Below are 25,892 nucleotides of genomic sequence, written 5' to 3'. Positions count from 1 at the left end.
CCTAAACACGATCGGCCGCCGCCCGCTAGAGGGCGACGGCCGATCATGGTTTGACCTGCGGTTTTGCTATTTACTTGGTCGAGGGACCGACCTGGACCGTGATCGTCTGGCCGTTCAGGGGCTCCTTGACGACCTGGATCTTGGTGTTGGTGTCAGTTACCTGGACACCGGCGCGCGGGGTCTCGGCGAACCAGTAGACGCCCTTGCGGTCGTCGAAGGTCGGGTTGCCGGCCTGGGACGGGACCCAGGTGGCGATGCCCTTGTTGTGCAGCTGGAAGCCGTCCGTGCGGGAGAGGCTGAACGGCGAGTCGTACGACTGGACGCGGTTGCGCATCAGCTCACCGTTGGACCACTTCAGCGGGGTCGGGTGCGAGTCGATCGGGAGGACCAGACCGGCGCCCGGGTGCTGGGAGGTGTTGTTGTCCTTCTGGGACAGGTCCCACTTCCAGATGAGCAGACCGTTCTGGTACGGGTAGTGCTCGACCCAGCCGGCCTTGTCACCCGTGAAACCGAAGTTGTACGGGCCGACCTTGAGGGTGGCGTCGTACGAGACGTACTGGCGGTTCTCCGCGATGTAGTACTGCTCGTACTCCTTCGTGAAGCCCTTGCCGACGCGCGAGAAGCCCTTGGCGACCCAGCCGTTGTCGCCGTTCTCGGCACCGTCCGCGAAGACGGAGGCGCCGTCGGCGACCACGTTGATGGCGTCGGCCGTGAAGCCCTTGCCGCCCGCGCCGCCGTCCGTCTGGTAGCGGAAGCGGAGGTCGACCTTCTTGCCCGCGTAGGCGCCCAGGTTGTAGACGAGCTTCTTGTGCGTGTCGGAGGCACCGGTCAGACCGGGGGCGCCGGCCGCGTCGCGCGGGAGGGCCACGCCGTCGGCGGTGCCGTCCAGGGCCGTCCAGTTGGCGCCGCCGTCCGTCGACACCTCGGCGTAGAGGTAGTCGTACTCGGCCTCGATGTCGTACCAGCCCTGGAGCTCCAGGGAGGCGGACGTCTTGCCCGTGAGGTCGACGGAGCGGGTCAGGGTGTTCTTGAGGTCGTCACCCATGTTGCTCCACCACTGCGACGCGCCCTCGGCGGGAGCGACGATGTCGGTGGTGACGCCCTTCTTCGGCAGCTCGACGACGAGCGCCTGCGGGTTCTTGGTGTTGTACTCCGAGACGCCCAGCGTGTGGGTGGTCTTGGTGGAGCGCTGCCAGTCGCCGACCTTGGCGTAGTTCAGCCAGCCGAGCTGGAGCTTGTCCCAGGCGGTCATGTCGCCGGGCAGGTCGCCGATGGCGTCCTTGCCCTGACCGAGCCAGGAACCCGAGGACATGAGGGTCCAGAACCCGGTGGAGTTCTCGCCGCCCGCGGTGTCGTAGTGGTCCGGCAGGCCGAGGTCGTGGCCGTACTCGTGCGCGAAGACGCCGAGGCCGCCGTTCTCCGGCTGCATCGTGTAGTCGCCGACCCAGATGCCGGTGTCACCGATCGGGGTGCCGCCGGCCTTGTTGTTCGCCGGTCCGGTCTTGCCCGCGTTGGTGCCGTAGGCGTACCAGCGGTGGGCCCACAGGGCGTTCTTGCCCTCGGCGCCGCCGCCGGCCGACTCGTCCTCGCCCGCGTGCACGAGCTGGAAGTGGTCGATGTAGCCGTCGGACTCGTTGAAGTTGCCGTCGCCGTCGAAGTCGTAACGGTCCCACTGGTCGTACGTGGCCAGCTGGGCCTTGATCTGGGCGTCGGTCTGGCCCTTGGCCTTCTGGTCGGCGACCCAGGCGACGAGGCCGTCGCGGACGGTGTCCCAGACGTTGGCGCAGTTGGTCTGGCCGCAGTAGTTCGAGCCGTAGCGGGCCTCGTTGTACGGGACCTTGACCCAGTCGGAGACGGTGCCGTCGACCGAGTAACGGCCGGACGAGGTCCGCTCGTAGTAGGTCTTCAGGGACTGCTTGGGCTTGCCCTGGGCGTCCTTGCCGGTACCGAAGTACAGGTCCTGGAAGTGCTGCTGGTTGTAGTCCGCCTGCCAGGCCGTGGAGTTGTCGGTCGCACGGTCCGGCTGGGCTATCGCGTTGTGCAGCGGGCCGGGCGTGCCGCCGTACTTCGGCTTCAGCTCCGGCGTGTCGTCGTCCTTGCGGTCGACCAGGGTGGTGTTGTCCACCTGGTCGCCGAACTCGACGAGGATGGTGAAGATCTTGTCGGTCTTCTCACGGCCGAGCTCGACGTACTTCTTGGCGCCGAGCTTGACGACCTGCGAGCCCCCGCGGTTCTCGACCTTGGCGTCGCCGCTCAGGACCGCCTCCAGGGCAGCCTTGCGCTGCTGCTCCTGCTGGTCGCTGTAGGGACCCTCGAGGTCGTGGTCGACCGTCGTCTTGTCGACGGTCTGGATGCCCGCGGCCGGCGTCACGTTGCCGTTGTTGTCGGCCCAGGCGGTGGTGAAGGTCGAGGCGGTGGCAGCGGTGGCCGCGAGCGCCACGACGACTGCGGACGCTCTGATCGCCCGTCGTCTGTTGGTCACTTGATGTTGTCCTCCCCGGCGCCCACGCCCTCGGACCGAAGGTGGGGTGTCCGTCCGGCGGGGGTCGCGCGTCACAAGTGACGACATTCGACCGGAGTGGGGCCAGAAAAGACAGATCTTGACTTGCACGGGTCAACTGCACTATGCAGGACCCGATTTCCGATTATCGAACACCTGGTGGGCGCGCAGTGAAGGAAGATTGACGCTTTCGTGCCCCCGTGCGCCCCCTGTGCAACGGCAGCGTGGGTTAGGTCACGCTTACCTGTCACACCCCCCGGGCATCCACCGTCGTAGAGTCGAACCGACGTCTCGAGGGGCGGTACCCGTCATGCAGCGTCCGAACGCCGCACAGCTCACCTACGGTTCGGCCACCGTCGTCCTCGCGACCGTCGCCCTGCTGTTGCTCTCCGGTACGACGACGACCCTGGGCATCGCGGTGATCTGCACCGCCGGCCTGCTGCTCGGCGCCCTGGTGGCGGTGACGATGCCGGTGCGCGAGCGGCCCGTCAATACCCCGGTGAACGAAGAGATCCGGGTGCCGGCCCAGCGCGTGGGCGCGGGGGCCGATACCCGGATCTCTTCGTGACGCTTCGTCCGTATTACTGAGGACGTCTCACTGAGGACACCTCACCGAGGACGTCTCACTGAGGGACGGTCACCACCACTGTCTTCGCCGCCTTGTCGTGCAGGCCCTGCTTGTACGGCTTGTCGACCATGATCAGGATCAGGATCAGCAGCGGCCACAGGCAGGCGCAGCAGATCAGCGCGGGCAGCCAGAGCACGACGGCGCGCAGCAGCGACTGGCTCATCGGGGGCGTCGTCCCGTCGTTGAGCATCGCGACCCGCAGCTTCATCAGCTTCTTGCCGAGGGTCTGGCCGTTCTTGGCCGTCATCACGGTGTCGTACGCGACGTACGCGACGATCGTGATCAGCTGGAAGACCAGCTGGCTGCCGCCGTTGAGGCTGTTGACGGTGTTGTCGAAGCCGTCGCCGTTCTTGGTCGCCCGGTCGTAGATGTCGAACGGGATGCCGATGATCGCGAGCGGCACCGCGATGATCAACCAGTCGATGAGCCGCGCGAGGATCCGGCGTCCGGTCTCGGCGAGCGGCGGCATCCCGGAGAGCGGATCGGTCCCTCCGTAACCGCCGCCGTAGCCACCGTACGGAGGAGGGGACGGGGGCGGGTTGTCGTACGGAGACCCGTACGGGGAGCCGTACGGGCTCCCCGGCGGGGGCCCACCCGGGGGCGGGCCTCCCGGCGGCGGACCCGGCGGCGGCCCTCCCGGCGGCGGCTCCGGGGGCCTCTTGCTGAACGGGTCGTCCTCGGGCGGCTGGCCGGGCGGCGGCTGGTCGGTGCTCATGGGGGCAGTGCATCCCGGCCGTGACGGCCCCGCAAGGAATCACCGCCCGTTCGGGGGACGGCGCTTCCCCGGCCCTCCCTCAGCGCTCCCTCAGCGCGCGACGAACGTGCCGGCCGCCTTGTCGTGCCAGCACTGACGCCACGGACGGTCGAAGAGACACCACAGGACATTGAGGACACCGACGGCCAGCAGCCCCAGGACGCTGTAGACGAGCCAGCGGCGGAGCGCCTTCCCGAAGGTCGGCGGCTGGTGCCCCTCGATGTCCCGCACCTCGAGCCCGCACAGCTTCTTGCCCAGCGTGCGGCCCCACTTGGCGGTGGGCAGCGCCTCGTACAGGACGCCGATGACGAACAGCGAGGCGAGCGCGATGCCGAACTGGACGGAGGTCGTCCCGTCGAGCAGCCAGACCTGGACCGTGGTGCCGGACTGCCTGGCCGCCTCGATCTTCTCCTCGATGTGGTCGACGGCGGCGGTCACGAACGGCACGGAGGCCGCGCCGACCAGCGCGCCCAGGACGACGCTGTCGATCAGCCGGGCGAGCAGACGCCGGCCGAGCCCGGCCGGACGCGCGGCGGCCTGCTCGCGGGCGGCCGCCTGGAACACGTCCTCGACGGGCGGCTTCCAGGGGACGACGGGCGTCTGCGGCTCCTGGGGCTGGGCCTGGGGCTGAGGTACGGGCTGGGGCTGCTGGGCCCAGGAGGGCTGGGGCTGTACGGGGGTGGGCGTGGGGGCGGGGGCCGGGGCGGAGGGCTGGACGGCCACGGGGGCGGGTGCCGGGGCCGGTGCCGGGGCCGCTGCGGCGGGGGCCGCGGACTGGCGGGGCTGGGGGTTGGGCTGGGGCGTCGGGGAGGGCGTCGGGATCGGGGTGACGGGCATGCCTCCGAGGCGTGCCGCTCCCCCGGTGGCCCGGGGGTCCGCGACGGGGACCGGGGCCGGGGTCCGCTTCTCCTCCGGCTCGCTCCCGCCCGCGACCGGCCAGTCGGCCGGGGTGCGCGGATCCGGCGTCCGGGGCGTGCCCCAGGAGACCTTCTGGTCGAGGTCGCCGCCGAAGCCGGTCTGCCGGGAGGAGTCGGCCTGCCAGGCCGAAGCGGGCTCCGGTGCGAGCGGCTCCTCGTCGAGGAACATGGGCCCGGTCTCCTCCACCGTGGGTACGGGGGCGGGCGCGGGTGTCGGTGCGGGGGCCTGCGCCTGGGCGGGCACGTGCGGGGCCGCCTGCACGGGCGCGGCGGACTGCACGGGCGCGGCGGGCTGCGCCGGTGCCGGTGTCTGTTCGGCGGGCTGCGCGGGCGCCGGTGCGGGCACCGGGGCCGGGGCGGGGGCCGGGCTGGCGGCGAGGATCGGGCCCGCCGGGATCGCCGAGGCGGGCGGGCCGGCCGGAACCTCGCCGTCCGCCGGGGCGGGCCGGCTCGTGCCGGGCACCCACGCGCCCCCGTTCCAGTACCGGATGTACCCGGGAATGGACGGGTCCGGGTAGTACCCCGCCTGCGGTACCTCTCCGCCGCCTCCAGGAGGAGTAGCCACTGCCCCGACTCCGTTCAGTCACAACGCCTTTGATCCGCACGGCCGCGCGCCGGGCGTGCCGCGCCCAAGGAGGACAGTAACGAAGAACGTCCCCGAGGGGACAAGGAGCCCGCGAGAAAGCCCGCCTTCGGGGGGACACGTACCGGAATCGATCACTCCCGGTGATGTTCGGGCCGGTGCATCCCGTCCCCCGGACCGCTCTGAACACCTCCCCGGAAACCGGCCGGAAAAACTTCCCGAAAAAAGTTCTCGAAGTCGCGTAATGAACCGCAACCACCCCGCTCTCTCCAGGTGAAGGCCCGCCAGGGGCCGCCGGCGAGAAGGAGCAGGACCATGCAGAACACCGACAACAACACCGTCGAGCGCGAGCTGGAACTGAAGCTGGTGCTCTCCCCCGAGCGCTCCGTCCCGGTCCCCGCCCGGCTCGCCTACCGGACCGACGACCCGTACGCCGTCCACATCACCTTCCACGTCGGCACCGACCACCCGGTCAACTGGACCTTCGCGCGCGAACTGCTCGTCGAGGGCGTCTTCCGGGCCTGCGGCCACGGCGACGTCCGCATCTGGCCGACGAAGGTCGAGGGCCGCAGCGTCATCCTGATGGCGCTCTCCTCGCCGGACGGCGACGCGCTGCTCGAAGCCCCGTCGGCGCAGGTGTCCGCGTGGCTGGAGCGGACCCTGCGCGCGGTGCCGCCGGGCACCGAGTCCGAGCGGCTCGGCATCGACGACGGGCTCGCGGAGCTCCTGGCGACCACGGTGGTCGGGGACGACCTGTGGCTGCGCGACCCGTGGCCGTCGGACGAGTCCCAGGACGGCGAGCTGTGACCCCCGTGCCCCTGGACGCGGGCTCAGAAGAGCTTTCCGGGGTTGAGCAGCCCCAGCGGATCGAAGGTGGCCTTGATCCCGCGCTGGAGTTCGAGACCGACCGGTCCCAGCTCCCGTGCCAGCCACTCCTTCTTGAGGACGCCCACACCGTGCTCGCCGGTGATCGTGCCGCCGAGTGCGAGGCCCAGCGCCATGATCTCGTCGAAGGACTCCCGCGCCCGCCCCGACTCGTCCTCGTCGGTGTGGTCGAAGCAGACGACGGGATGGGTGTTGCCGTCGCCGGCGTGCGCGCAGACGCCGATGGTCAGGTGGTACTTCTCCGCGATCACCGCCGTGCCGTCGAGCATCTCGGCGAGCCGGGTCCGCGGCACGCACACGTCGTCGATCATCGTCGCGGACTTGATCGTCTCCAGGGCGGTGAGGGAGAGCCGGCGCGCCTGGAGGAGGAGTTCGGACTCGGCGGTGTCGGCGGCCGGGACGACCTCGGTGGCGCCCGCCGCCGTGCACAGCTCCCCGACGGCTGCCAGGTCGGCGGCCGGGTCCGGGGTGTCGAAGGCGCACAGCAGCAGCGCCTCGGTGGTGTCGGGCAGACCCATGCGCGCCAGCTTGTTGACCGCCTGGACGGTGGTGCGGTCCATGAGTTCGAGCAGCGAAGGGGTGTGGCCGCGCTCCATGATCGCGCAGACCGCCTCGCAGGCGGCGGCCGCGGACGGGAACTCGGCGGCGAGCGCGAGCTGCGCCGGGGGCTGCGGCTTGAGCGCGAGGACGGCCCCGACGACGATGCCGAGGCTGCCCTCGGAGCCGACGAAGAGCCGGGTCAGGTCGTATCCGGCGACGCCCTTCGCCGTGCGCCGGCCGGTGCGCAGGAGCCGCCCGTCGGCGAGGACGACGTCGAGACCGAGCACATACTCGGCGGTGACCCCGTACTTGACGCAGCACAGGCCGCCGGAGGCGGTGCCGATGTTCCCGCCGATGGTGCAGCTCTCCCAGCTGGACGGGTCCGGCGGGTAGTACAGGCCGTGTTCGGCGACGGCGCGGGACAGCACGGCGTTGACGACGCCCGGTTCGACGACGGCGATCCGGTCGACCGGGTTGATCTCCAGGATGCGGTCCATCTTCACGAGGGAGAGCACGATGCACCCGTCGGAGGCGTTGGCGCCGCCCGACAGGCCCGTGCGGGCGCCCTGCGGGACGACGGGGACGCGGAGTTCGGTCGCGGTCCGCATGACGTACTGGACCTGCTCGACCGTCCGCGGGAGCACGACGGCCGCGGGGGTGCCGGCCGCGCAGAAACTCGCCATGTCGCGCGCGTAGGAGGCGGTGACGTCCGGGTCGGTCAGGAGCGTGTCGTCGGGGAGCCCGGCGCGCAGCCGCGCCATGAGGTCGTTCCGCTGAAGATCGTCCATGCGTCCAGCCTGGCACCCGCGTCCATCGGTGTGAACCCGCCGGAGCGGGCGCTTCGTGTGCTCTTCCTACAGGCGGACACGGGCGCACAGTGAGCGCCATGAAGACCGAGAACGTGTCGAGGACGGTCCTGGCGGCCGGGGTGGGCGCGGTGCTCGCGGCGACGGCCCTGCTGTACGTCCCGGAGTTCCTTGGGCAGGGCCCGTCCGGGCCGCCCGGACCGGCGGAGCGGGCGGCGATCGCCGCCCACGCGGGCGCGCAGGCCTCGCTGCCGGACCTGGCCGCCTTGATCGCCGACCGGGAGGAGTGGCTGCGGGACCATCCGGACGACGAGGCGTCCTGGGCGGAGCTGGGCGCGGCGTACACGGAGCGGGGCGGCCGGCTCGGAGACGTACGGGACTATCCGCGGGCCGAGCGGGCGCTGCGGCGCTCGCTCGACGAACGGCCCGCCGCGCGCGGCAATCTGGAGGCGCAGCTCGGGCTCGGGGCGCTCGCGGGGGCGCGGGGCGACTGGAGGACGGCGAAGGAGTGGGGCGAGCGGGTACGGAAGGCCGATCCGCGCCGCTGGCCCGTGTATCCGGTCCTGATCGACGCGTACAACGGGCTCGGGGAGTACAAGGCGGCCCAGAAGGCCATGGAGAGCCTGCAGGGGCTCCACGCGGGCGCGGTGGTACGGGCCAGGGCCGCGCAGAGCTACCGCGACCGGGGCTGGCGCGAGGACGCGGACGCGGCGGCCCTCGACGCGGTGGCGCTCGCGGAGACGGCCCCGGAGAAGGCGGCGGGCCTCGCGCGGCTCGGGGACCTGGCGTGGGAGCGGGGCGAGCCGGAGGAGGCCCTCGGGCAGTACGGGGCGGCGCTGCGGCTCGTACGGGACCACGGGCCCTCGCTCGCGGGCCGGGCGCGGGCCCTCGCGGCCCTCGGCCGCACGGAGGAGGCGGTGCCCGCCTGGCGGGCGGCCCTGGACCGGCTGCCGCTGCCGGAGTACCTCCTGGAGGCGGGCGAACTGTACGAGTCGCTGGGCAGGGCCGGGGAGGCGCGGGCGCTGTACGAGCGGCTGCGGGCGGGCTCGTGGGCGGGGGCGGAGGTGCCGCTCGGTCTCCTGGACGCGGACCACGGCGACCCGGCGGCCGCGGTCGCCCGGATGCGCGCGGAGTGGGCGCGGGGCCACCGCTCCGTACGGGTGGCGGACGCGCTGGGCTGGGCGCTGCACCGGTCGGGCGCGTCGAAGGAAGCGCTGGGGTTTGCGAAACGCGCCACGGAGGAGGGGCTCCGGAGCGCGCTCTTCATGTACCACCGGGGCGAGATCGAACGGGCCCTGGACCAGCGGGGCCCGGCGCGGCGGCATCTGGAGGAGGCGCTGCGGCTCCATCCGACCTTCTCGCCGTTGCATGCGGGGAGGGCGGCGGAGGGGTTGGGGGTGCTGGGGTCCTTGCCGGACGAACTCCCACCGGAGCTCCGCCCGGAGGCGAAGCCGGCGAAGCTCCTCCGGCGCTGACCCGCGCCCCGGCCCACCCCCGTATGGGCCGGGGCGCGCGACCGCCGTGTGGGCGCCTTGCTGGGCGCTGCCCGCCCCGCGTGCGCCCGCGCTCTGCTGGGCAGTGCCCACACGCCGTGTGGGCAATCGTCCCGCTGGGGCGGGACGGGTGGGCACACGGGACGGCGCGCCCAGCGGCGCCTCCGCGTTCCGCGCCCTGACCCGCACCACGAGCGACGGTGCACACGGGTGCGGGTTCAGGCGCGGGAGCCTAGGCCCGGCAAGGGGCGCCGTCCGTTGTGCCCACCCGTTCCGCCCCTTGCGGAACGATTGCCCACAACGGGCGGAAGCGCGCCCACAACGGCGGGGTCCTACAGGTTGCCGCGCTTTTCCTGTTCGCGCTCGATCGCTTCGAACAGTGCCTTGAAGTTGCCCTTGCCGAAGCCCATCGACCCGTGCCGCTCGATCATCTCGAAGAAGACGGTCGGCCGGTCCTGGACCGGCTTGGTGAAGATCTGCAGCAGGTAGCCGTCCTCGTCGCGGTCGACGAGGATCTTCAGCTCGCGCAGGGTCTCGACGGGCACGCGCGTCTCGCCGGCCCACTCGCCGAGCGTGTCGTAGTACGAGTCGGGGGTGTCGAGGAACTGGACGCCCGCCGCGCGCATGGAGCGGACGGTCGCGACGATGTCGTTGGTGGCGAGGGCGATGTGCTGGACGCCGGCCCCGCCGTAGAACTCCAGGTACTCGTCGATCTGCGACTTCTTCTTCGCGATCGCCGGCTCGTTGATCGGGAACTTCACCTTGAGGGTGCCGTCCGCGACGACCTTCGACATGAGCGCCGAGTACTCGGTCGCGATGTCGTCGCCCACGAACTCCTTCATGTTCGTGAAGCCCATGACCTTGTTGTAGAAGGCGACCCAGTCGTTCATCTTGCCGAGCTCGACGTTGCCGACGCAGTGGTCGATGGCCTGGAAGGTGCGCTTGGCCGGCGGCTCGACGATCGGGCTGGCGGAGACGAAGCCCGGCAGGTAGGGGCCGTCGTAGCCGGAGCGCTCGACGAGGGTGTGGCGGGTCTTGCCGTACGTGGCGATGGCGGCGAGGACGACGGTGCCGTTCTCGTCCTTCAGCTCGTACGGCTCGGTGATGCCGGTGGCGCCGTGCGCGACGGCGTAGGCGTACGCGGCGCGCGCGTCCGGCACCTCGATCGCCAGGTCGACGACGCCGTCACCGTGCTCGGCGACGTGCTCGGCGAGGAAGCGGCCCCAGTCGGTCGCGACCTTGATGACGGAGGTGAACACGAAACGGGCGGCGCCGTTGGTGAGGACGTAACTGGCGGTCTCGCGGCTGCCGTTCTCCGGTCCGGAGTAGGCGACCAGCTTCATGCCGAAGGCCGTGGAGTAGTAGTGCGCGGCCTGCTTGGCGTTGCCGACGGCGAAGACGACCGCGTCCATTCCCTTGACCGGGAAGGGATCGGCCTCACGCGCGGTGGAAGGGGTGTGATCGATGGTCTCAGTCATGGCAGCAATGTCCCGCCGTTCGGCAAGGTGCGCAAGAGTTGGCTGATCCTCTGGTCAATATGCACAGCGACCGGCGAGTATGGCCGTGCGACTTGTACATCCTGACCATGGGGAGGCCGCTGTGGCGATCGATCATTTGGACGGCCGGCTGATCGCGCTCCTGGCGCGCGAGCCGCGCATCGGGGTCCTGGAGGCCTCCCGGCGTCTGGGGGTGGCGCGCGGCACGGTGCAGGCGCGCCTCGACCGGCTCCAGGCGAGCGGGGTGATCCGCGGGTTCGGGCCGCAGGTGGACCCGGCGGCGCTCGGCTATCCGGTGACGGCCTTCGCGACGCTGGAGATCAAGCAGGGGCAGGGCGCGGACGTGCGGGGCCATCTGGCGACGGTGCCGGAGGTCCTGGAGCTGCACACGACGACGGGCCACGGCGACATGCTCTGCCGCCTGGTCGCCCGCTCGAACGCGGACCTCCAGCGGGTGATCGACAAGGTGGTGGCCTTCGAGGGGATCGTGCGGGCGTCGACGGCGATCGTGATGGAGAACCCGGTACCGCTGCGGATCATCCCGTTGGTGGAGCAGGCGGCACAGGAGTAGCGGCCGGGCCGAGTACAAAGAGAGCTCTGCAAAGAAGTACTTGCAAAGAAACCCTTGCAAGTACTTCTTTGCAACTCTAGGGTCGAACCATGCCCGAGCCCGAAGACCAGTCCCCGGCGGAGCCCCACGCCCAGCCCGACGAGCTCCTCACCCGCACGCTCGACCCGCGCTCCCTCCGGGCCATCGCCCACCCCCTGCGCATCCAGCTGCTGCGCGCTCTGCGCCGCTACGGACCCGCCACCGCCTCCCAGCTCGCCGAGCGGCTCGGCGAGTCCAGCGGCGCCACCAGCTACCACCTGCGCCAGCTCGCCGCCCACGACTTCATCGTGGACGACCCGACGCGCGGCAAGGGCCGTGAGCGGTGGTGGAAGGCGGCCCACCAGGGGACGAGCTTCGACGAGACGCTCCACAAGAACCCCGACCCCGAGGTCCAGGGCGCCCTCGACGTCGTCATGCACGAGATCGCGACCATCCACACCCAGGAGCTGTCGACCTGGGTCGCCACCCGCCACACCTGGGACGAGGAGTGGGCCGGAGCCTCGGACTTCAGCGACTTCAGGCTCAGCCTCCCGCCCGAGCGGCTGCGCGAGCTCAACCAGAAGATCCACGCGCTGATCAACGAGTACAGCGACACCGCCGACCCCGACGCGCCGGGCGCCAGCACCGTACGGATGCACCTGCACGCGTTCCCGCAGCACGAGGACTGATCGACCGCACGGTCACCGGCCGCACCGTCACCGCCCGCACGGTCACCGCCCTCACCGTCACCGCCCGCACCGTCACCGCCCGCACCGTCATCGCCCGCACCCACGGAAGGAACCCCGCATCATGCATGCCGACATCCACCTCCAGCTGCACGCGCTGACGGCCGCGGAGCTCCGGCGCGAGGCCGCCGCCCTCCGGCCGTCCGCCACCCCCCGCGCCCCCGTACTCCCCGCCCTCCGCGCCCGACTCGGCTGGACGCTCGTCGAGTGGGGCCTGCGCCTGGCCACGCCCGCGCGGCGCCCCGCCGCTCTGGCCGTATGACACCGCCGGGGGGGGCGACAAGTGAAGACGACACAGCACAGCCGTACACCGCTCGCCGGCGTCCTGGCCGCCAACGCCATATCCGTCACCGGCAATTCGCTCACGCTCATCGGCGTCCCGTGGTTCGCGCTGGAGACCACGGGAAGCCCCGGCAAGGCCGGGCTCGTCGCCTTCTGCGCGGCCGTCCCCGTCGTGCTCGCCGCGATCGCCGGCGGCCCGGTCATCGACCGCCTCGGCCGCCGCCGGGTCAGCATCGCCTCCGACCTGGTCTGCGGGCTCGCGCTCGCCGCGATCCCGCTCCTGCACCAGACGGGCGCCCTCCGGTTCTGGATGCTGTGCGCGCTGATGGCCGTCACGGGCCTGTTCCACGCACCCGGCGAGATGGCCCGGCACGTCCTCGTACCCGACCTGGCCGGGCGGGCCGGGACCTCACTCACCCGGGCCGCCAGCCTGTACGACGCGGTGGCGCGCGGGGCCCGGATGACGGGCGCCGCGATCGCCGGACTGCTCGTGGCGTTCATGGGCCCCGGCACCGTGCTGTACCTCGACGCGGCCACCTTCACCGCCTCCGCGCTGCTCGTCGCGGCGGCCCTGCGCGGGGTGCCGGCGGCGGAACCGCAGCGCGACGGGCCCCCGCTCTCCGCCGCCCGCTACCGCGCCGATCTGCGCGAGGGGTACGCCTACCTGTTCCGGGCCCGGCTGCTGCTCGCCATCACCGTCATGGTGATGGTGACCAACGGCCTCAACCAGAGCTGGAGTTCGGTGCTGCTGCCGGTCCACGCCAAGGAGGACCTCGGCGGTCCCGCCGCACAGGGCCTGCTCGTCTCGGTCTTCGCCGGCTGCGCCCTGGCCGGCGCCCTGCTCTACGGGGCGGTCGGCGAACGCTTCCCGCGCCGGGCGGTGTTCACGGTGGGCTTCCTGCTCTGCGGCTCCCCGCCGTACGTCGTCGCCGCGCTCACCGACACCACCGCGCCGCTGCTCGTGACGGTCGTGGCCGCCGGCTTCGGCGCCGGCGTCCTCAACCCGATCCTGACCACGGTCCTGTACGAGCAGGTGCCCGACGCGCTGCGCAGCCGGGTCATGGGCGCGAGCACGGCCGGCGTCCTGCTCACGACCCCGCTGGGCGGTCTGGCCGCCGGGCTCCTGGTCGAGCGGGTCGGCCTCACGGCGACACTGCTCGGGATCGGGACGGCCTACTTCCTCGCGACGCTCTCGCCGATGGTCTTCCCGGCCTGGCGCGGCATGGACGCGGATCGGAAGACCCGGCCCGCCGGGGACGTCAGCAGGACGGAACCTTCGACTCCTGCCCCTGCGCCAGGGCCCGCAGGGACGCCACCGCGTCGCTGAGCGCGGTCACGGGCACGAGCCGCAGGCCCTTCGGCTGCTCGGCCAGGGCGTCCGAGCACTCGTTCTTCGGTACGAGGAAGACCGTGGCGCCGTCGCGGGCGGCGGCCTGCGTCTTGAGGGAGACCCCGCCGACCGCCCCGACCGTGCCGTCCGGCTCGATCGTGCCCGTACCGGCGACGGTCCGGCCGCCGGTGAGGTCGCCGCCGTTCCCGTCGCCGTCGAGCTTGTCGACGATGCCGAGGGAGAAGAGCAGCCCGGCGCTGGGCCCGCCGATGTCGGCGAGGTTCAGGGTCACCTTCACCTGCTTCGGGTCCAGCTTCAGGTACCCGAGGGCAGCGAGGGTGGCGGCGTCCTGCGACTCCTTCATCTGCCCGAGGTTGTGCTTCTCGATCTCCTCGTCGGACTGCCCCGAGGGGTAGACGGAGTCGTGCGGCAGGACGGCCCGGTCGGTACGGAACCAGGCGTCGGTGACGTCCGCGAGGTCCACCTCCGTGGACGGCCCGGTCGCGAGGATCGTCGTCATCCGCAGCTGCCCCGTGGTCGGGTGGACCGGGGCGCCGGTGATGGTGATGACCTCCTTGCCCTGGTCCTTGCCGAGCACGTCGGCGGTCGTGCCGGGCTGCGCGATCGCGTACGGCAACGGCGCGAGCCCGACGACGGCGAAGAGCGCGGCGACGGGCAGGGCGCAGAGAGCGAGGGCGCGGGGACGGGAGAGGCTGGAGAGCACGGCCCCAATCTACTGGGACGGGCGCCGGGGCCCGGCCGGGGGCGCGGGGGTCCCGGGCCGGGGGGTGGTCACCGGGGCGCGGGGGCCCCGGGCCGGGGGGTGGTCACCGGGGGCGCGGCGGTCACCGGCCCGTGGTCACCGGGGCCCGGTCGAGGGCGCCTCGGTCCCCGGCCCGGGCGTGGTCACCGGCGCACGGCGGCCGGGAGGTGGTGGGCGAAGAAGGACCGCACTCCGCGCCGTACGACGGCGGACGTCGCCCCCGCGTCCCCGGCCCCCACGAGCGCGGCCCGCGCCCCCTCGGTGACGAGCCCGGCGGCCTGGAGCTGCGGGACGAGGTGCGCGTAGTCGCTGAAGATCCAGTGGTTGGCGTCGGGGAGCAGTACGCGGCGGGCGGGGATGCCGGCCCAGGAGCGTTCGAGGCGGGCCGACTCCTCGAAGCCGTCCGTGCGGAACATCAGCAGGGGCCGGTCGAGGCCCGCCATGAGCTCCGGGTCGAGGTCGAGGTACCCCTCCAGGTTGACCCCGGCGGCGATCCGGTCGTCGGAGGCCAGTGCGTGGACCGCGGCGGTGCCGCCCGCGGAGTGCCCGTACACACCGATCCGGCGCAGGTCCATGACGGGGGCGAGGGGCAGGTCGCCGAGCCGGTCGAGGACGAGGCGGAGGTCGGCGACCCGGGTGTCGATCATGGTGCGGAAGGTCGCGGGGTCGGGCGGCCCCATGAGGACGGTCCGGCGCACACCGCTCGGCAGCTCCACCTGGCTGGCGTCGCCGGGGTGGTCGACGAGGACCACGACCCGGCCGTGGCTCGCGAGGTCCTCGGCGAGGGTCGTACCGAGGGTGCGGGAGTCGCCGCCGCCGGGGGTGTACAGCAGCACCGGGCGCCGGCCCGGGAGCGGCGGCGCGTCCGGGTGCCCGTGGGTGAGGACCGCGCCCCAGTCGACGCCGGCGGCCGGGAGACCGGGGTGTACGAAGGGCGCCAGCTCGGCGAAGGCCTCGGCCTCGTCGGGGGTGAGCTGCGGGGCGCGGGGACAGCCGCGGACGGTACGGGCGGGGTACAGGACGCTGATCATCAGCTCCCGGGGGCCGGGCTGCCAGGGGTCGTCGCGTCCGGGGTCCGTCAGGGCGAAGGTGCGGAGGCCGACGGGGTGGGGGCCGGTCGGCGCGGGCAGCCGGAGCGGCGCAGGACCGTCCGCGGCGCGGGCGGACGAAAGCGCCGTCGGACCGTCCGCGGCGCGGGCGGCGGAGGCGCCGAACAGGGCGGCGGCGGCGCCGAGGAGCGCGCCCTTGGCGACGGTACGGCGGCTGGGTGCGGGATGCGGTGTCATGCACGGCATCCTGGGGGCGGGGCGGGCCGGAGCACGAAGGTTCAGGCCTGGCCCGAAAGGCTGGCGCACGGGTCGGGGGAAAGGTCGGGGATTGCTGCGCATCCACTTCACGGCGGAGGACTTCACCCGGGTGCGGTTCGCGCCCCGGCCGGCGCCCGTGCCCGAACTGCACGCCGCGCTGATGATGCTGGGCGCCCCGCACGAGTCGCTGCTCTTCGGGCGGTGGCGGGGCAGGCTGCTGCGCGCCCTGCCGGGCGCGGCCGAGCCGCTCGCGGACCTGGTGCCGGGCGGGGTGGCGCCGTACTTCCTCGACGTCCTCGGCGAGACGCGGGAGGAGGGCCTCACGCTGATCCGGTCGGCCCGGCCGGAGTTCGTACGGTCGGAGCTTGAGCGGGTGTACGCGGGTCGGGGCGCCGCGCCGCCGTGGATCCGGGACCTGCACGCGGGGAGCCCGGAGGCGTGGCGGGTCCTGGAACGGGCGCAGCGGGCGGCGTACGAGACGGTCCTGGCGCCCGTGTGGCCGCTGGTCCAGGACCTGCACCGGGCGGAGTTCACCCGGCACGCGCTGGCGGTGGCGGAGGGGGGCCTGGGGGCGGCGCTCGATGCCCTGTCGCCGGGGCTGCGGGACGGCGTCTGGGAGTGGCCGGGAGCCCCTCGTGACGTCCACCTGGCCGGGCGGGGCCTGATCCTGCTGCCGACCTTCCACTGGCGGGGCGGGGCGCTGGTCCAGGACGTCCCCGACTCCCCCGTGGTCCTGACGTACCCGGCGGGCGGGGGCCTGCCGCCCGCTCCGCCGGGCGCGCCGGGCGAGGACGCGCTCGCGGGGGTCCTGGGCCGTACCCGTGCCGAACTCCTCCGGGCGCTCACGTCACCCCGCACGACGACGGAACTGGCCCGGCGGCTGGGCGTCAGCAACGCGACGGCCTCGGCCCACGCGCAGGCGCTCCGCGCGGCGGGCCTCCTGACGACGACCCGCACGGGCAGATCGGTCCACCACGCGCCGACGCCCCTGGGCGACCTACTGAGACCGTAACGCCACCGCTGCGGGCGCGCGTCCGCCCGTTGCGGGCGCGCTTCCGCCCCGTTGTGGGCGCGCTTCCGCCCCGTTGTGGGCAGGCGTTCCGCAAGGGGCGGAACGGGTGGGCACAACGGAACGGCGCCCCTTGCCGGCGCCAGAGGCTTACGCGCCTGGACCCGCACCACCAGCTCGGTGCACGGGGTGCGGGTTCAGGCTCGGGACGCGGAGGCGCCGCGGAAGGGCGCCGTCCCGTGTGCCCACCCGTCCCGCCCTGCGGGACGATTGCCCACACGGCAGCGGGCGCGGGCCCCACACGGGGGTGGGCCTGGGCGCCGCCCAGCACGGGTGCGGGCGCGACACGGGAGCGGGGCGCCGCCCAGCACGGGTGTGGGTCGCGCGGGGTGGGGGAAAGGCCCGGCGTGGGTGCCGTCCAGCCGCGTGCGGGCCCTCCCCCGGACGTGCTCGTTGCCGCGCGCTCTAGCGCAGCGCGTCCGCGACCTCCCTCGCCGCGTCCACCACCCGCGGCCCCACCCGCTCCGGCACCGCGTCCGCCAGCATGACGACGCCGACGCTGCCCTCGACGCCCGTGACGCCGACCAGCGGTGCCGCCGCGCCGCTCGCGCCGGCCTCCAGTTCGCCGTGGGTGAGGGTGAAGCCGGGTTCGGTCAGGCCGCCCTGCCGGGCGGCGAGGATCGCGCGGCCGGCGGCGCCCCGGTCGAGCGGGTGCCGGAAGCCGGCCCGGTAGGCGACGTGGTAGTCGGTCCAGGTGGGTTCGACGACCGCGACGGCGAGCGCCTCCGCCCCGTCGACGAGCGTCAGGTGGGCCGTCGCCCCTATGTCCTCGGCGAGCGAGCGCAGCGCGGGCAGCGCGGCTTCCCGCACGAGCGGGTGGACCTGCCGGCCGAGCCGGAGCACGCCGAGGCCGACGCGGGCCCGCCCGCCGAGGTCGCGGCGGACGAGGGCGTGCTGCTCCAGCGTGGCGAGGAGCCGGTAGACCACGGTCCGGTTGACGCCGAGTTTGTTGGACAACTCGGTGACCGTCAGACCGTGGTCGGTGTCGGCGAGCAGTTTGAGGACTCTGAGTCCCCGGTCGAGCGTCTGGGAGGTCTCCGCGGTCACGACGCCCTCTCCTTCGAGGTGAGTGGCGGCGGATCTCTCACGGAGTTGCGGCGCCGGTCCCGCGGCGACGCACGTCAGAGGCCGCCGGCAGGAAGGGGTACACCGGCTGCGCTCCGCGGCGGCGCTGCCACGGGGCGAATGCTTGTGAGCCGGGACAGTAGCGGCGCGCTCCGCTCAGCGGAAGACCTCGTCCAGAATCCGGGCGCAGGCGGGCGGATCAAGACGGTTCGGGACCTTCGTCGGTCGGACGTGGGACTTTGGCGGACAAGATCGGCTATGTCGTGCACGTAGCGTGGGGGTGGCCGGAGGCCGACCGTGGGGGCCGGTCTCCTGGCCCGCTCCCGCCTCCGCGGGACGCCCGAGGCCCGTACGCACCCCCCGGCGTACGGGCCTCGAAACGTCTGCGGTCAGCGCATCCGGGTGGCCCACTCCTGGACCTTCTTGATCCGTTCCCGGATCTGTCCCGCCGTCGCCTCGGCGCTCGGCGGCCCGCCACACACCCGCCGCAGCTCGGTGTGGATGACGCCGTGCGGCTTGCCGCTCTGGTGAACGTACGCACCGACCATCGTGTTGAGCTGTTTCCTCAGCTCAAGCAGCTCCTTGTGGGAAACGACGGGCCGCCGCTCCGCCGGAAGCTCCAGCAGGTCGGCCTCGGTGTCGGGCTTCTTGCGGCTGTGCGCGATCTGCCGGGCCTGGCGCTTCTGGAGGAGCAGCTGGACCTGGTCGGGTTCGAGGAGGCCGGGGATGCCGAGGTAGTCCTGCTCCTCCTCGCTGCCGGGGTGGGCCTGCATGCCGAACTCGGCGCTGTTGTAGAGCACGCGGTCGAAGACGGCGTCGGACTCCAGCGCCTCGAAGGGCAGCATGTCCTGCTCGCCGGTGTCCTCGTCCTGCTGGCGCTCGGCCTCGGCCAGCTCCTTCTCGGACTCGGCGTACGGGTCCTCGTCCTCGCCGGCCTTCTTCGGGCGGTCGAGGACGTGGTCGCGCTCGACCTCCATCTCGTTGGCGAAACCGAGGAGGCTGGGGATCGTCGGAAGGAACACGGAGGCGGTCTCGCCGCGCCTGCGCGATCGCACGAAGCGGCCGACGGCCTGGGCGAAGAACAGCGGGGTCGAGATGGTCGTCGCGTACACGCCGACGGCGAGGCGGGGGACGTCGACGCCTTCGGACACCATGCGGACGGCGACCATCCAGCGGTCGGTGTTCTCGCTGAACTCGTCGATGCGGCTGGAGGCGCCGGTGTCGTCGGAGAGGACGACGGTGGCCTTGGTGCCGGTGATCTCGCGGATCAGCTTGGCGTACGAGCGGGCCGAGTCCTGGTCGGAGGCGATGACGAGGCCGCCGGCGTCCGGGATGGACTTCCGGACCTCGGTGAGCCGCTGGTCGGCGGCGCGCAGGACGTTCGGCATCCAGTCGCCCTTGGCGTCCAGGGCGGTGCGCCAGGCCTGCGAGACGGCGTCCTTGGTCATGGGCTCGCCGAGGCGGGCGGCGATCTCGTCGCCGGCCTTGGTGCGCCAGCGCATGTTGCCGCTGTAGGAGAGGAAGATGACCGGGCGGACGACGCCGTCGCCGAGGGCGTTGCCGTAGCCGTAGGTGTAGTCGGCCGACGACCGCCGGATGCCGTCGTTCCCCTCCTCGTACGTGACGAAGGGGATCGGGTTGGTGTCGGAGCGGAAGGGCGTGCCGGTGAGGGCGAGGCGCCGGGTGGCGGGCTCGAAGGCCTCCAGGCAGGCCTCGCCCCAGGACTTGGAGTCTCCGGCGTGGTGGATCTCGTCGAGGATGACGAGGGTCTTGCGCTGTTCGGAACGGTTGCGGTGGAGCATGGGCCGTACGCCGACGCCGGCGTACGTGATGGCGATCCCGTCGTACTCCTTGCTCAGCGGCCCCGCGCTGTAGTCGGGGTCCAGCTTGATCCCTATCCGCGCCGCCGCGGCCGCCCACTGCTTCTTGAGGTGCTCGGTGGGGGCGACCACGGTGATCTGCTGCACGACGTGGTGGTGCAGCAGCCATGAGGCGAGGGTCAGGGCGAAGGTGGTCTTGCCGGCGCCGGGCGTGGCGACCGCGAGGAAGTCACGGGGCTGCTCCTGGATGTACTTCTCCATCGCGCCCTGCTGCCAGGCTCGCAGCTTGTTGGCGGTACCCCACGGGGCCCGTCCTGGGAAGGCGGGAGAAAGGTGATGGGAGGAGGTGGCGGTAGTAGTCACGATCTCCGGGTTCGACGCTCGTCACGAAATGACAGTCCAGATATGACAACCGGGCCACCTTACCGGTGTGGGCGTCGCGACCCGCCCCGCGCGAAGGCGTGGCGGGCCCGCTTGAGACGGTCCTCACAGCTCCCGAAGCCGCGACGCGATGTCCGGAATATCCCCCAGCTCACCGCTCGCCACGGCGATGACCAGGTCGTATGCGCGATCGAGGTCGGCGTCGCCGAGATCGACTCCGTTGACGGCGAGGAAGACGGCCGCGGAGAGCCAGGCCGCCCGCTTGTTCCCGTCGACGAAGGGGTGGTTCGTCGCGACCGCGTGCAGCAGCGCGGCGGCCTGCTCGTACACGTCCCCGTACGCGCTCTCCCCGTACATCCGGGCGCGGGGCCGGTGCACGGCGGACTCGAGGAGCCCCGGCGCGCGCAGCTCGGGCACGCCGTCGCCGGTGAAGGCGGTCCGGGCGACATCGGCGGCTTCGGCGACGGTCAGAAAACGGCTCGTGTCGCTCATTCGCCGAGCCTCCTCAGCAGGGAGTCGTGACGCCGGGCGAGGCGCAGGGCCTCGCGGCGCACGAGCTCGGCCCGGGCCTCCACGACCCGCTCGCACGCCTCGGCGGCCAGCTCCTCCGGGGTGAGCCCCAGGGCATCGGCGAGGTCGGCGAACCCGTCACCGACCGGAAGGGTCATCTCACGCATGCCGGGGAGATTAGGGGGACGTCGGCACCGACGGCGACGGGTTTACGCCGCGTCGGCCCCGGCCGCGTGCAGCCGCGTCGCCACCCAGCCGCCCACCGCCGCCACCCCCGCCATCGGCAGGAAGACGGCCGCGAAGGCGGCCGGGTGGGAGCCGGTGGTGGTGCCCGCGTCCATCGCGTGGCCCACCGCGCCGCCGCCGAGCGCGGCGAAGGCCGCGCCGCCGGCCGCGAGCAGCAGGACGTTGGAGAGGCCGTCGGAGATCTGGAGCACGGCCGAGTTCGCGCCGACCTCCTCGGGGGCGGAGAGCTTCATGAGGAGCACGCTCGTCGAGGCGATCACGGCGCCCATGCCGAGGCAGCCGAAGGCCCAGGCGACCGCGACGACCCACACGGGCACGGACGCGATCAGGACGCTGGGCGCGGCGGCGATCGCGAGGGCGACGAGGAGCATGCCGAGGACGACGAGCCGCTCGCGGTACGGCTCCGTCCACGGCCGGGACTGGATCCAGGAGCCGAGAGCCCAGGTGAGGCCGCCGACGGCCAGGGAGAGGCCGGCCAGGGTGGGGCTGAGGCCGCGCTGGGAGACCAGCATCAGCGGGACGAAGGACTCGGCGGCGATGAAGGACCCGGCGGCGATGCCGCGGAGCAGGATGACGGACGGCAGTCCGCGGGCGGCCCGGTAGGTGCCGCGCGGCAGCAGACCGCGGACGGCGGGCACGAGGAGCGCGAGGCCGGCGGCGGCGGGCAGGAGGGAGAGCCACCGCAGTTCCTGCCCGGCGTACTGGAGGAGCGCGGCGCCCGCCGAGATGGACAGGGCCAGCAGGATCCGGCGCCGGTCCCAGGGGGCGAGGGGCGCGGCCGGGTCGGCGGGGCCCGAGGCGGTGCGGCGGATCGCGGGGAGGGCGAGGGCCAGCGGGAAGACGACGAGGGCGGGGATGCCGACGAAGACCCAGCGCCAGCCGAGGTGCTCGGTGACGGTTCCGGCGGCGAGGGGGCCGACGACGGAGGGGACGACCCAGGCGGCGGCGAAGGCGGCCATGATCGCGGGCCTGAGGTGTTCGGAGTAGGCGCGGCTGACGATCACGTACAGCGCGACGATGACGAGGCCGCCGCCGAGGCCCTGGACGGCGCGGCCGAGGATGAACTGCCACATGGCGCCGGCGGTCCCGGAGAGGAGCAGTCCGGCGGCGAAGGCGCTGATGCCGCTGGTGAGCGGGGCGAGCGGGCCGCCGCGGTCGGACCACTGGCCGGCGAGGACCATGCCGAAGAGGCTGGTGGTGAAGTACGCGGAGAAGGCGAAGGCGTAGAGGGGGATGCCGTCGAGCTCGCGGGCGGCCACGGGCATGGCGGTGCCGACGGCGGTCGCCTCGAAGGCGATGAGCAGGACGACGGAGACGATGCCGATGCTGAGCGCCCGGTGGTCCGGGTCGAGGACGGACCCCTTGGTGCCGTCGGGGGCGGCGGGGGGTCCGGGGGTGGGGGCGACGTCGGCGTCGCGCGGTTCGAGGGCGCTCATTCCCTCAGAGTAAGAGGTGATTACCGGGTTGGCTCCTGTCGGGAGTCCCGGTCGCCCTCGGCCGTTGGACGTACGACCACGAACGGAATGTTGCGGCCGTATGGCAGTCGCATGGCGTGCGCCCGGAAACCCTTGAGCCCCTCCCGACCCCCGCCCTACGGTCGTACTCGTGCACAACACGACCGTGTGCCCGAGTGGTTGAGGGGCTCGCCTGCAAAGCGAGTTACGCGGGTTCAATTCCCGCCACGGTCTCCAGGGCCTTGACCAGGCAAAAGAAAAAGGGCGGCACCCCTCACGAGGTGCCGCCCTTTCTACGCCCGTCTCAGTTTCCGTCTCATTCGGCCGGTACGAGCACCCCGGCCGGCCCCTCGTCGCCGCCCCCCGGCCGATCCGTCCTGGGCTGCCAGATCAGGCCGTCCACCTGCCGTGCGATGTCCGTCCGCACCGCATCCACCATGTGCTGATAGCGGGCGGCCATGGCCGTGGTCGACCACCCCATGAGGCCCATGACGGCCCTCTCAGGGACGCCGAGGATGAGCAGGACCGTGGCGGCCGTGTGGCGCGCGTCGTGCAGACGCCCGTCCCGAACCTTCGCCTCTACGAGCAGAGCCTTCCACTCGGCCCAGTCCCGGCGGTGTGACGGGCTGCGGCCGTGCTCATCCGGGAAGACCAGGCCGTTCTCCTTCCACCGCTCCCCCGCCGCTTCCCGCTCCCCTTCCTGCGCCTTGAGATGCGCCTTGAGCAGGTCGACAAGCTGTTCGGGGAGACCGACCGCGCGGCGGCCGGCGCGTGACTTGGTCGGGGCCAGCTCGGGGTTCGTACGAACCCTCTGCGGACAGTATCCGGCGGCCTTGCGCCCGCAGGGTTCCACGCACCCGTGGGCGTACTGCGGGCGGTGACGGCTGCGCCGAACCACGAGGAACCCGCCGTCGAGGTCCACGTCCTCCCACCGGAGACCGAGCACTTCCCCTTGGCGTAGTCCGAGGGCAAGCGCGACGGCCCAACGGGCGGAGTTACGGTCCCGAGCAGCAGCCTTGAGCAAACGCTGGACCTCTTGGACGCTGTAGGGCTCCACGTCGTACTCCCCCGTCTTCGGTGCTTTCGCCAACTGCACGGGGTTCTTGCCGAGATGTCCGCGCCGCACGGCCTCGTTAAGGGAGGTGCGCAAGGTTCGGTGAGCCTGGTGAGCGGTCGCGGACTTGCTGCCGTTGGCCTGCATCTTGGCGTAGAACGCCTCGATGTGCTCCGGCTTGAGCCTGTCGAGGCGATGCGCCCCCAGGCCAGGGATCAGGTGCTTCCGGACGGCCACGCCGTACCCGACCATCGTGTTGTCGTTGACGGCGAGGGGAGCGACGTTCTCGATCCAGTGCGTCAGCCACGCCTTGACCGTCCAGGGCTTGCCCGGCTTTCGCACGGTCTTGGCGTCCCGCTGCCGTTCCAGCTCGCGGACCGCTTCCGCCACTTCGGTGCGTGTCTTCCGCTCGACGTGCCGGCGGTCCGGCTCACCGTTGTCGCGGATGCCGACCGTGACGCGGCCGTGCCACTTGCCGTCCTTCCCCAGGTAGATCGAAGACCGACCGTTGGGTTGGCGCGTGCGCTTCGTCTTCTCTTCCACTGATTTCCTTTTCAGCGTGCCACCGCGGCAGTCCGATTGGCCGCACGGAGTCGGTCTACGTAGTCGTGAAGTGCGGCAGGGGGAACCCTGCGGAGCCGACCCACAGGGACCGACTCCAGCTCTCCCGATCCGATGAGGCGGAAGCAGAGGGTGCGCCCGATGCGGAGCCGTCGGGCGGCCTCCTCGACGGTCAGGAGGGCGAGCGTGGGGTCTTCGTGTGAGTCGAGGTCTCGGTGATCCATCCGGTGCACTCCTCGTGGTGGTCCTTCGGCTAAGACCGGGGTGCCGCAGCGCGAAAACCCCGGAAAGTGCTGACAGAACTGACAGAACCTCGCCGCATGCCGTCTGACCTGCTGGTTTGGCCACATCGGCCGTTGTGACAAAACCTCAAAAAACTCCGACAGAACCTCGAAAACCTCGGTTCTGTCGGAGCGGGCAGCTCGCCCCAGGGCGAGGTTTTTGGAGTTCTGTCAGAGTTTTCGGAGGTTCTGTCAGAGCTCCGAAAGTGCCCGTTCTTGCAGGTCAGGCGGCTGGTCGGGAGGTTCTGTCAGTTCTGTCAGAGGTTTCGGGGGTTTTCAGGCGGCGCGGGTGATGCGGGGGTGGCTCTCGTAGCGGGGGGAGGGCGGCCGGCCGCCGCGGGTGGTGCGGGGCGGCGGGGGCTGCTGACGCACCCAGCCGTGGTCCTCCAGGAGGTTCAGCGCGGGGTCGAGGTCGCCCATGGCGGGGAACTCGGAGCGGGGCATCGCGCGGAAGAGGTCGCGTTTGGTGAAGGTGGCGGTGCGGTTCTCGGTCAGATGGGTCAGGACCGTGTGGGCGGCTTCCTGGGCGGGGTCGGCCTTCATGGCGTTGAAGACGTCCAGGGCGTGAGCGGTGAAGTAGTCCCCCAGCCGGGTGGCGGCAGCCATCGTCGCCGCGGCGATCGGCCGGGTCCAGGCGTCCTCGGGGTGGGTGGCGAGGTGCAGGAGCCCGGCGATGCGGGCGACCGCTCCGTCGCGCTTGCTGGCCCAGTTGACGATCGGCGCCAGGGTCCCGTCCTTGCGGAGGCGGGCTTCGGTGACGCGCTGGTAGGCGAGCAGGACCGCGTCGGCCTCGGGGCTGAGGGTGAGTGCGGCGGGCTCGGTCCAGGCCGCGAGGGTCAGGGCCAGCCGCCCGAGCCTGTGGGCGTAGGCGTCGGCGGTGTCGGGGGCGAGGAGTTCGGGGGTGAGGTTGCGGTAGCCGACGAGGGAGGCGGGCTTGGAGTAGAGGAACCGGGCGAGCAGACCGCGTCCGTCGGCGCCCTTGATCTGCCCGATGGAGTCCAGCACGTCGGGCTGCACGGCCAGGCCCATGGTGATGGCGGGGTTCTCGATGTGCTGGGCGTCGCGGGCCTGGCGGTTGACCCGGGCCATGTCGCCGGCGTGCCCCTTGAGGAAGATCCCCATGTTCGGCACCCCGGAGTAGCGTCCGGCGATGATCTCGAAGATCTCGCCCTCGGGCGACAGAATCGAGATCCGCCCGTCCTGCTGGGCGAGCAGGGTGGTCAGGGACTCGGCGGTGACGTCGTCGGCGACGAGCTGCGGCTCGGCCGGCACGGTCGCCCGCTCGGCGGCCTCGGTCAGCGAGATGGCCTGGGCGGTCAGCTCGGCCAGCTTGTCCGCCTCGGCGTTGGCGGCCAGCTTCTCGGCCTTCTCGGCCGCGGCCTTGGCGATCCGCGCGGAGGCGGCGGCCTCGGCCCGCTGGGGCGCGGTGAGCTCGATGAGCGCCTTCTCGGCGGCGAGCAGGGGCTTGGTCATGAGCCCGAACACCGCGCTCTTGCGGTTGCCGGGCGGCAGGGCCACGGCGGTGTAGAGGTTGACCGGCTCGCTCCACTGCCCGCGCACGGTCACGGTGAGGCGGCCGCCGGCGGCGGTGCCGATGACGGCCAGCGCGAGACACCCGGCCAGGTCGACGGGCGTCTGCGTCTCCTCGGCGACCCCGGCCGCCATCGCGCCGAGCCAGTCGGGCAGCGCGTCCACGGGGAAGACCGGGAGCTGGCCGCGCGGATCGAGCGGTACGGGCTCGTCCCACACGGGCCCGGCGACGTCCTCGGCCGTCATCTCCTCGAACCCGGCCCACAGGTCCGGCTCGTGCGCGCTCATGCGGGTTCCTTCCG

Annotated in this window: 23 protein-coding genes and 1 tRNA gene; 9 read left to right on the top strand and 15 right to left on the bottom strand. The window is 72.4% G+C overall.

The genetic code is table 11. From position 1 onward, the window contains the following. Positions 1-70 precede the first annotated feature (70 nt). Complete coding sequence (locus tag ACWGN5_RS24080) at positions 71-2,482, bottom strand: immune inhibitor A domain-containing protein (RefSeq protein WP_453518568.1); 2,412 nt, start codon at positions 2,480-2,482, stop codon at positions 71-73. A gap of 328 nt (positions 2,483-2,810) precedes the next feature. Here ACWGN5_RS24080 and ACWGN5_RS24075 point away from each other — a divergent pair, with 328 nt between their 5' ends. Beyond that, the gene (locus tag ACWGN5_RS24075; RefSeq protein ID WP_453518565.1) at positions 2,811-3,068 is read left to right on the top strand and encodes a hypothetical protein; all 258 of its coding nucleotides are present in this window, start codon (positions 2,811-2,813) and stop codon (positions 3,066-3,068) included. A 55-nt stretch (positions 3,069-3,123) separates the two neighbouring features. Here the strand turns inward: ACWGN5_RS24075 and ACWGN5_RS24070 are convergent, their stop codons facing one another. Beyond that, entirely contained in the window at positions 3,124-3,843 is a 720-nt protein-coding gene (locus ACWGN5_RS24070) for an RDD family protein (RefSeq protein ID WP_453518563.1), read from the bottom strand. A gap of 90 nt (positions 3,844-3,933) precedes the next feature. After that, on the bottom strand, positions 3,934-5,364 hold the full coding sequence (locus ACWGN5_RS24065; RefSeq protein WP_453518561.1) for an RDD family protein: 1,431 nt from the start codon (positions 5,362-5,364) through the stop codon (positions 3,934-3,936). Between the two features lie 333 nt (positions 5,365-5,697). On the opposite strand from ACWGN5_RS24065, the gene ACWGN5_RS24060 reads away from it, so the two are divergent. Continuing rightward, a complete protein-coding gene (locus ACWGN5_RS24060) occupies positions 5,698-6,189 on the top strand; it encodes an SsgA family sporulation/cell division regulator (protein WP_453518558.1) in 492 nt (163 codons plus the stop codon). Between the two features lie 23 nt (positions 6,190-6,212). On the opposite strand, the gene ACWGN5_RS24055 is transcribed toward ACWGN5_RS24060, so the two are convergent. Next, positions 6,213-7,595: an FAD-binding oxidoreductase gene (locus ACWGN5_RS24055; RefSeq protein WP_453518556.1), complete on the bottom strand. Its 1,383-nt coding sequence runs from the start codon at positions 7,593-7,595 to the stop codon at positions 6,213-6,215. 98 nt (positions 7,596-7,693) lie between these two features. Here ACWGN5_RS24055 and ACWGN5_RS24050 point away from each other — a divergent pair, with 98 nt between their 5' ends. Next, complete coding sequence (locus ACWGN5_RS24050; RefSeq protein ID WP_453518554.1) at positions 7,694-9,088, top strand: tetratricopeptide repeat protein; 1,395 nt, start codon at positions 7,694-7,696, stop codon at positions 9,086-9,088. Between the two features lie 350 nt (positions 9,089-9,438). On the opposite strand, the gene hppD is transcribed toward ACWGN5_RS24050, so the two are convergent. Next, the gene (hppD, locus tag ACWGN5_RS24045; RefSeq protein ID WP_453518551.1) at positions 9,439-10,584 is read right to left on the bottom strand and encodes a 4-hydroxyphenylpyruvate dioxygenase; all 1,146 of its coding nucleotides are present in this window, start codon (positions 10,582-10,584) and stop codon (positions 9,439-9,441) included. 121 nt (positions 10,585-10,705) lie between these two features. Between hppD and ACWGN5_RS24040 the strand changes: the two genes are divergently transcribed. From ACWGN5_RS24040 to ACWGN5_RS24025, 4 genes are all read left to right on the top strand, one after another. Continuing rightward, positions 10,706-11,173, top strand: a complete 468-nt coding sequence (locus tag ACWGN5_RS24040) for an Lrp/AsnC family transcriptional regulator (RefSeq protein ID WP_123452764.1) — start codon at positions 10,706-10,708, stop codon at positions 11,171-11,173. 89 nt (positions 11,174-11,262) lie between these two features. After that, complete coding sequence (locus ACWGN5_RS24035) at positions 11,263-11,880, top strand: ArsR/SmtB family transcription factor (RefSeq protein ID WP_453518549.1); 618 nt, start codon at positions 11,263-11,265, stop codon at positions 11,878-11,880. A 121-nt stretch (positions 11,881-12,001) separates the two neighbouring features. Beyond that, on the top strand, positions 12,002-12,199 hold the full coding sequence (locus ACWGN5_RS24030) for a hypothetical protein (protein WP_453518547.1): 198 nt from the start codon (positions 12,002-12,004) through the stop codon (positions 12,197-12,199). 21 nt (positions 12,200-12,220) lie between these two features. After that, positions 12,221-13,546: an MFS transporter gene (locus ACWGN5_RS24025; RefSeq protein WP_453518545.1), complete on the top strand. Its 1,326-nt coding sequence runs from the start codon at positions 12,221-12,223 to the stop codon at positions 13,544-13,546. Here ACWGN5_RS24025 and ACWGN5_RS24020 read toward each other — a convergent pair. Beyond that, entirely contained in the window at positions 13,479-14,273 is a 795-nt protein-coding gene (locus tag ACWGN5_RS24020; RefSeq protein WP_453518544.1) for a S16 family serine protease, read from the bottom strand. The genes ACWGN5_RS24025 and ACWGN5_RS24020 overlap by 68 nt on opposite strands. Before the next feature lie 182 nt (positions 14,274-14,455). Continuing rightward, positions 14,456-15,598, bottom strand: coding sequence for an alpha/beta hydrolase family protein (locus tag ACWGN5_RS24015; RefSeq protein WP_453518541.1), 1,143 nt, complete (start codon positions 15,596-15,598; stop codon positions 14,456-14,458). A 91-nt stretch (positions 15,599-15,689) separates the two neighbouring features. Here ACWGN5_RS24015 and ACWGN5_RS24010 point away from each other — a divergent pair, with 91 nt between their 5' ends. Continuing rightward, positions 15,690-16,631, top strand: a complete 942-nt coding sequence (locus ACWGN5_RS24010) for an ArsR/SmtB family transcription factor (protein WP_453518538.1) — start codon at positions 15,690-15,692, stop codon at positions 16,629-16,631. A gap of 462 nt (positions 16,632-17,093) precedes the next feature. Here ACWGN5_RS24010 and ACWGN5_RS24005 read toward each other — a convergent pair whose 3' ends face one another. From ACWGN5_RS24005 to ACWGN5_RS23985, 5 genes are all read right to left on the bottom strand, one after another. Further along, the gene (locus tag ACWGN5_RS24005; RefSeq protein WP_041129456.1) at positions 17,094-17,735 is read right to left on the bottom strand and encodes an IclR family transcriptional regulator; all 642 of its coding nucleotides are present in this window, start codon (positions 17,733-17,735) and stop codon (positions 17,094-17,096) included. Between the two features lie 407 nt (positions 17,736-18,142). Continuing rightward, the gene (locus ACWGN5_RS24000) at positions 18,143-19,939 is read right to left on the bottom strand and encodes a DEAD/DEAH box helicase (RefSeq protein WP_453518585.1); all 1,797 of its coding nucleotides are present in this window, start codon (positions 19,937-19,939) and stop codon (positions 18,143-18,145) included. A gap of 120 nt (positions 19,940-20,059) precedes the next feature. Next, complete coding sequence (locus ACWGN5_RS23995; protein ID WP_453518535.1) at positions 20,060-20,446, bottom strand: type II toxin-antitoxin system death-on-curing family toxin; 387 nt, start codon at positions 20,444-20,446, stop codon at positions 20,060-20,062. Then, the gene (locus tag ACWGN5_RS23990) at positions 20,443-20,631 is read right to left on the bottom strand and encodes a hypothetical protein (protein ID WP_453518534.1); all 189 of its coding nucleotides are present in this window, start codon (positions 20,629-20,631) and stop codon (positions 20,443-20,445) included. Before ACWGN5_RS23990 ends, ACWGN5_RS23995 begins: the two co-directional genes overlap by 4 nt. Positions 20,632-20,673: 42 nt before the next feature. Beyond that, positions 20,674-22,146 (bottom strand): MFS transporter, encoded by a 1,473-nt coding sequence (locus tag ACWGN5_RS23985; protein ID WP_453518532.1) that lies wholly within the window; start codon positions 22,144-22,146, stop codon positions 20,674-20,676. A 180-nt stretch (positions 22,147-22,326) separates the two neighbouring features. Between ACWGN5_RS23985 and ACWGN5_RS23980 the strand changes: the two genes are divergently transcribed. After that, positions 22,327-22,401 (top strand) — tRNA-Cys (locus ACWGN5_RS23980). A 79-nt stretch (positions 22,402-22,480) separates the two neighbouring features. Here the strand turns inward: ACWGN5_RS23980 and ACWGN5_RS23975 are convergent. The 3 genes from ACWGN5_RS23975 to ACWGN5_RS23965 all read right to left on the bottom strand — a co-directional run bounded on the left by ACWGN5_RS23975 (position 22,481) and on the right by ACWGN5_RS23965 (position 25,878). Then, complete coding sequence (locus ACWGN5_RS23975; RefSeq protein WP_453518531.1) at positions 22,481-23,761, bottom strand: tyrosine-type recombinase/integrase; 1,281 nt, start codon at positions 23,759-23,761, stop codon at positions 22,481-22,483. Positions 23,762-23,772: 11 nt separating this feature from the next. Continuing rightward, positions 23,773-24,003 (bottom strand): excisionase family DNA-binding protein, encoded by a 231-nt coding sequence (locus ACWGN5_RS23970; protein ID WP_453518529.1) that lies wholly within the window; start codon positions 24,001-24,003, stop codon positions 23,773-23,775. Positions 24,004-24,336: 333 nt separating this feature from the next. Further along, complete coding sequence (locus ACWGN5_RS23965; protein WP_453518527.1) at positions 24,337-25,878, bottom strand: YfjI family protein; 1,542 nt, start codon at positions 25,876-25,878, stop codon at positions 24,337-24,339. Positions 25,879-25,892: the final 14 nt, after the last annotated feature.

Source organism: Streptomyces sp. NPDC055815, from assembly GCF_053616475.1.
This window is presented reverse-complemented; position numbering and strand designations above follow the sequence as displayed.

Coding starts and splice junctions, on each gene's coding strand:
- ACWGN5_RS24075 (WP_453518565.1), top strand. CDS start 2,811: ATGCAGCGTCCGAACGCCGCACAGCTCACCTACGGTTCGGCCACCGTC.
- ACWGN5_RS24070 (WP_453518563.1), bottom strand. CDS start 3,843: ATGAGCACCGACCAGCCGCCGCCCGGCCAGCCGCCCGAGGACGACCCG.
- ACWGN5_RS24060 (WP_453518558.1), top strand. CDS start 5,698: ATGCAGAACACCGACAACAACACCGTCGAGCGCGAGCTGGAACTGAAG.
- ACWGN5_RS24055 (WP_453518556.1), bottom strand. CDS start 7,595: ATGGACGATCTTCAGCGGAACGACCTCATGGCGCGGCTGCGCGCCGGG.
- ACWGN5_RS24050 (WP_453518554.1), top strand. CDS start 7,694: ATGAAGACCGAGAACGTGTCGAGGACGGTCCTGGCGGCCGGGGTGGGC.
- hppD (WP_453518551.1), bottom strand. CDS start 10,584: ATGACTGAGACCATCGATCACACCCCTTCCACCGCGCGTGAGGCCGAT.
- ACWGN5_RS24035 (WP_453518549.1), top strand. CDS start 11,263: ATGCCCGAGCCCGAAGACCAGTCCCCGGCGGAGCCCCACGCCCAGCCC.
- ACWGN5_RS24030 (WP_453518547.1), top strand. CDS start 12,002: ATGCATGCCGACATCCACCTCCAGCTGCACGCGCTGACGGCCGCGGAG.
- ACWGN5_RS24015 (WP_453518541.1), bottom strand. CDS start 15,598: ATGACACCGCATCCCGCACCCAGCCGCCGTACCGTCGCCAAGGGCGCG.
- ACWGN5_RS23995 (WP_453518535.1), bottom strand. CDS start 20,446: ATGAGCGACACGAGCCGTTTTCTGACCGTCGCCGAAGCCGCCGATGTC.
- ACWGN5_RS23990 (WP_453518534.1), bottom strand. CDS start 20,631: ATGCGTGAGATGACCCTTCCGGTCGGTGACGGGTTCGCCGACCTCGCC.
- ACWGN5_RS23985 (WP_453518532.1), bottom strand. CDS start 22,146: ATGAGCGCCCTCGAACCGCGCGACGCCGACGTCGCCCCCACCCCCGGA.
- ACWGN5_RS23970 (WP_453518529.1), bottom strand. CDS start 24,003: ATGGATCACCGAGACCTCGACTCACACGAAGACCCCACGCTCGCCCTC.
- ACWGN5_RS23965 (WP_453518527.1), bottom strand. CDS start 25,878: ATGAGCGCGCACGAGCCGGACCTGTGGGCCGGGTTCGAGGAGATGACG.